Below are 4,878 nucleotides of genomic sequence, written 5' to 3' on the forward strand. Positions count from 1 at the left end.
GGCGGCGGCGCGCAGTGCGGGCGAGGGGGTGCGGGCGTCGGCGGCGTCGTCGAGGGCCGCCGGGTCGAGGCCGAGGGCGGCGGCCGCGGCGAGTCCGGCGGCGGTCAGCCCGGCGGTGTGCAGCCGGCCCCGGCAGAACTGGGCGAGGGTCGCGGCGTCGTGGATGCGGCCCGCCTTGCAGGCGGCCTCCGCCCCGCCGGAGTGGGCGTGCCCTCCGGCGGGGAAGCGGCCGTCCGCGAGGACGAGCAGCGCGGCGAGGCTCATCGGGAGCGGTCCCCCATCAGAAGAGGAAGTAGCGCTGGGCCATGGGCAGCTCCGCGGCGGGCGCGGGCTCCACCACCTCGCCGTCGATGCTGACGGTGAAGGTGTCGGCGTCGACCTCGACCCTCGGCATGGCGTCGTTGTTGCGCATGTCCGTCTTGCTCGTCCTGCGGGTGCTCTCGATGGCCGTGAACTGCTTGGTGAGGCCGAGCCGTTCGGGCAGGTGGTCGTCGAGGGCGGCCTGGGAGGTGAAGTTGAGCGAGTTCAGGCCGGGGGCGCGGCCGATGGCTCCGTACATGGGCCGGGGCAGCACGGGCTGGGGGGTGGGGATGGAGGCGTTGGCGTCGCCCATCTGCGCGTACGCGATCTGGCCGCCCTTGACGACGAGCTCGGGCTTGACGCCGAAGAAGGCCGGGTTCCACAGCACCAGGTCGGCGAGCTTGCCCACCTCGACCGAGCCGATCTCCTTGGCGAGGCCCTGGGCCACGGCCGGGTTGATCGTGTACTTGGCGACGTAGCGGCGGGCCCGGTGGTTGTCGGCGGGGCCGTCGCCGGGCAGGAAACCGCGCCGCTTCTTCATCACGTGGGCGGTCTGCCAGGTGCGCAGCACGACCTCGCCGACCCGGCCCATGGCCTGGGAGTCGGAGGAGATGATGGAGATGGCCCCGAGGTCGTGGAGCACGTCCTCGGCGGCGATGGTGGAGGGCCGGATCCGGGACTCGGCGAAGGCGAGGTCCTCGGGGACGGCCGGGTTGAGGTGGTGGCAGACCATCAGCATGTCGAGGTGTTCCTCGACGGTGTTGACGGTGTGCGGCCGGGTGGGGTTGGTGGAGCTGGGCAGGATGTTCGGCTCGGAGACCACCGTGATGATGTCGGGGGCGTGACCGCCGCCCGCGCCCTCGGTGTGGTACGAGTGGATCGTCCGCCCGGCGATGGCCGCGAGGGTGTCGCCCACGAAACCGGCCTCGTTGAGGGTGTCGGTGTGGATGGCGACCTGCGTGCCGGTCTCGTCGGCGACGCCCAGGCAGGCGTCGATGACGGCGGGGGTGGACCCCCAGTCCTCGTGGATCTTGAATCCGAGGGCGCCGCCGCGCAGCTGGGAGTACATGGCCTCGCGGGACATGGTGTTGCCCTTGCCGAGCAGGCCGATGTTGACGGGGTAGGACTCCAGTGCCGCGAACATCCGGGCCATGTGCCAGGGACCGGGGGTGACGGTGGTGGCCTTGGAGCCCTCGGCCGGTCCGGTGCCGCCGCCCACGAGGGTGGTGATGCCGGAGGCGAGGGCCTCGTCGACGATGGTCGGCGAGATGAAGTGGACGTGGGCGTCGATGGCGCCGGCGGTGACGATCTTCCCGTTGCCGGCGATGATCTCGGTCTCGGGGCCGATGACGAGGGCGGGGTCGACCCCGTCCATGGTGTCGGGGTTGCCGGCCTTGCCGATGCCGCAGATGCGGCCGTCGCGGATGCCGAGGTCGGCCTTGACGATGCCCCAGTGGTCCAGGACGACCACGCCGGTGATCACCGTGTCGGGGGCGCCCTCGGCGCGGGTGGTGCGGGCCTGTCCCATGGACTCGCGGATGACCTTGCCGCCGCCGAAGACGGCCTCGTCGCCGGAGTTGCCGGGGCCTCCGCTGAGGTCCTGCTCGATCTCGACGAAGAGGTCGGTGTCGGCGAGGCGGATCCGGTCGCCCCGGGTGGGTCCGAAGAGGTCGGCGTACGCCTGGCGCGAGATCTCAGCCATCGAGGGGTCCTCCGGTCTCCCCGCGCAGCCCGGGCACGGTGCGCAGCCCGCCGAGCGGTACGAGTTCCACGGCGACCGGGATGCCCGGCTCGAAGCGGACTGCGGTACCGGCGGCGATGTTCAGGCGCAGGCCGCGCGCGGCCAGCCGGTCGAAGTCGAGGCCGGGGTTGGCTTCGGCGAAGTGGTAGTGCGAACCCACCTGGACGGGCCGGTCGGCGGCGTTGAGCACGGTGAGGCGGGTGACGGGGCGGCCTTCGTTGAGGCGCACGGGACCGTCCCCGTAGGCGATTTCGCCGGGGATCATGCGGGGTGGCCCCTTCAGACGATCGGGTCGTGGACGGTGACGAGCTTGGTGCCGTCGGGGAAGGTGGCCTCGACCTGGACGTCGTGGATCATCTCGGGGATCCCCTCCATGACCTCGGCGCGGGTCAGCACCTTGCGGCCGGACTCCATCAGCTCGGCGACGGTCCGGCCGTCCCGGGCGCCTTCGAGGAGGTGGGAGGTGATGAGGGCGATGGCCTCAGGATGGTTGAGGAGGACCCCGCGCGCCCTGCGCCTCTCGGCCACGTCGGCCGCCACGTGGATGAGCAGTCTCTCTTGTTCGTGTGGTGTCAACTGCACGTGTATCACCAAGCTTCCGGGACATGATCGGCTTCGAGCCGTGGCGACGGTATCGGCCGTCAACTCTTTGTTGACCTGCACATATCCGCGCCAAGCATGTCTTGCCCAACGCAGAGCGAGGCTTTCCGTCCCGATCACCGCCGCTTTACCGGCCCATGGGCGGTCATTGGCGGAAAGCCGCGGGGCCCACACCATAGGGCCCGCTCTTTTCCGCCGCGTTAACCCACGTTTCCGGAAGCCGCCCGGTTCACCCCATCGGGGGCCAGGGGAGGGCGAGCCACACGGTCTTGCCGCCGTCCTCGGTGGGGCTGACCGACAGCCGGCCGCCCGCCTCCGCCGCCAGCCAGCGGATGATGACCATGCCCCGGCCGTTGTCCTGCTGGACCGCGGCCGGCAGCCGCTTGGGCCAGCGGGGGTGACTGTCGGTCACTCCGACGCGCAGCCACTCCTCGCGCTCCAGGCGCAGGTCGACGGTGAAGGTGGGCGACTGCCCGAAGGTGTGCTGGACCGAGTTGGTCGCGAGCTCCGAGACGACCAGCCGTACGGTGTCGGCGGTGTCGGCGTCCTCCGGTAGTCCCCAGTCGCTCAGCACCTGCGCGGCGTAACGGCGGGCGGCGGCCACCGAGACCGGGTCGCTCGGCAGAGTGACGGATGCTTCCAGCTGATCTGCCATGGCGACGTCCCTTTCCCACCGGGACGGAGCCGCCCCGGATCTACGCTGAGCGCCAGAGTGCCACCCATCGTGCCGCCGTTTCCGCCGTTCCCCCAAGATATGCATATATCTGTCGCTCAATGCGGTGAACTCTGCTACGGAAGAGCGTATTTGGACGGCAGACTGGTGCGAGCTGTGCCGGTGGAAGGAGAGCGGGTATGCAGCACGGTCCCGCGGTGCGCCGGCGCAAGCTCGGCGAGGAGCTGCGCGCGCTGCGCGACCGCACCGGACTCACCAGCGGCGAGGTGGCCCGGATCGTGGGATGGCACCAGTCGAAGGTCAGCCGTATCGAGACGGGCCGCAGTGGCGTGAAAGCGCAGGACATCCGGCTGCTGCTGGACGCCTACGGGGACGTGGTGAGCCCCCAGCAGCGCGCCCTTCTGGAGGCCCTGGGGGCCTCGGCGGCCGGGCCCGCGGCGAGTGGCGAGCAGGCCCGCGGACGGCAGTGGTGGCACGACTACCGGGGCCTGCTCCCGCAGGAGTACCGGGACTTCATCAGCCTGGAGGCCGGGGCCCGCTCGGCGCGGACGGTGGAACTCTCCGTGGTGCCCGGCCTGTTGCAGACCGCGGAGTACGCCAGGGCCGTGACCCGGGCCGCGCTGGGCGGGCTGCCGGAGCCGAAGGTGGACGCGCTGGTCGACGTACGGCTGGCCCGGCAGGCGGTGCTGCGGTCGGATCCCCCGCTGGAGCTGAGCGCCGTACTGGACGAGGCCGTGCTGCGCCGGCAGATCGGCGGGCCGGGGGTGATGCGGGAGCAGCTGCGGCACCTGGTGGAGGTGGCGCGGCTGCCCCAAGTGCACCTCCAGGTACTTCCGTTCACAGTGGGGGGCCATCTCGGCCTGACCGGACCGTTCGTTATTTTCTCATTTCCGAACATCGCCGATCTGGATGTGGTGGTGCTCGACCATTTGACGAGTAGCCTCTATCTGGAGCGGAAGGAAGACCTAGAGGCGTACAGCGCCGCGTTCCGCACCATCCAGGCGCACGCCCTCCCGCCCCGTGACTCGTCGGATCTCATCAGCTCACTCGCTGACGACGCGTAAGGAGGCACCCCCGTGTCCGCAACCCCCTTATCCACCAGCGGACTTCTGAACAGCGCGCGGTGGCGGCGGAGCAGCCGCAGCACCGGAATGAACAACTGCGTGGAAGCGGCCGCCCTGACCGGCGGCCTGCTGGCCGTCCGCGACTCCAAGCGGACGGACGGCCCGGCCGTGCTCTTCACCGGGCCGGCCTGGGACGGCTTCCTCGCCTCCGTACGGCAGGACGTGCTCGTGTGACGTCCTACCGCTGAACCAGGTCCGTGGCTCCGGCCGGAGCGGTCCGCAGGACCGTCCCGACGGCCCGGCCGATCTCGTCCCCCGTGAGATCAGCCCGTGCCGTCAGCCGCAGCCGGGAGATGCCGTCCGGCACCGACGGCGGACGGAAGCACCCCACGGACAGTCCCGCCTCGCGGCAGTCGGCGGCCCAGCGCAGTGCCGCCGCGGCCGACGGGGCCCGTACCGACACCACGGCCGCGGGCCGGCGGGGGCCCGGGCGGGCGGGC

The 4,878-nt window shown here is 71.3% G+C and carries 7 protein-coding genes and 1 pseudogene; 2 read left to right on the forward strand and 6 right to left on the reverse strand.

Features of this window, described 5'->3' with window-relative positions:
• The 5 genes from AB0F18_RS38370 to AB0F18_RS38390 form a co-directional block, all read right to left on the reverse strand.
• Positions 1-264, reverse strand: a 264-nt coding sequence (locus tag AB0F18_RS38370) for an urease accessory UreF family protein (protein ID WP_362069940.1), incomplete at its 3' end; no start/stop codon positions are given.
• 16 nt (positions 265-280) lie between these two features.
• On the reverse strand, positions 281-2,002 hold the full coding sequence (locus AB0F18_RS38375; RefSeq protein ID WP_362069943.1) for an urease subunit alpha: 1,722 nt from the start codon (positions 2,000-2,002) through the stop codon (positions 281-283).
• Positions 1,995-2,306, reverse strand: coding sequence for an urease subunit beta (locus AB0F18_RS38380; RefSeq protein WP_362069946.1), 312 nt, complete (start codon positions 2,304-2,306; stop codon positions 1,995-1,997). The genes AB0F18_RS38375 and AB0F18_RS38380 overlap by 8 nt, the downstream gene beginning before the upstream one ends.
• Positions 2,307-2,320: 14 nt before the next feature.
• On the reverse strand, positions 2,321-2,623 hold the full coding sequence (locus AB0F18_RS38385; RefSeq protein ID WP_362069949.1) for an urease subunit gamma: 303 nt from the start codon (positions 2,621-2,623) through the stop codon (positions 2,321-2,323).
• A gap of 247 nt (positions 2,624-2,870) precedes the next feature.
• Positions 2,871-3,296, reverse strand: coding sequence for an ATP-binding protein (locus AB0F18_RS38390; protein WP_362069952.1), 426 nt, complete (start codon positions 3,294-3,296; stop codon positions 2,871-2,873).
• A 197-nt stretch (positions 3,297-3,493) separates the two neighbouring features.
• Here AB0F18_RS38390 and AB0F18_RS38395 point away from each other — a divergent pair, with 197 nt between their 5' ends.
• On the forward strand, positions 3,494-4,378 hold the full coding sequence (locus AB0F18_RS38395) for a helix-turn-helix transcriptional regulator (RefSeq protein WP_362069955.1): 885 nt from the start codon (positions 3,494-3,496) through the stop codon (positions 4,376-4,378).
• A gap of 12 nt (positions 4,379-4,390) precedes the next feature.
• On the forward strand, positions 4,391-4,612 hold the full coding sequence (locus AB0F18_RS38400) for a DUF397 domain-containing protein (RefSeq protein ID WP_362069958.1): 222 nt from the start codon (positions 4,391-4,393) through the stop codon (positions 4,610-4,612).
• Positions 4,613-4,616: 4 nt separating this feature from the next.
• Here AB0F18_RS38400 and AB0F18_RS38405 read toward each other — a convergent pair.
• Positions 4,617-4,878 (reverse strand): annotated as a pseudogene (locus tag AB0F18_RS38405) (hypothetical protein); the annotation flags it as partial.

The organism is Streptomyces sp. NPDC029216 (assembly GCF_040648015.1).
Classification (GTDB): Bacteria; Actinomycetota; Actinomycetes; order Streptomycetales; family Streptomycetaceae; genus Streptomyces.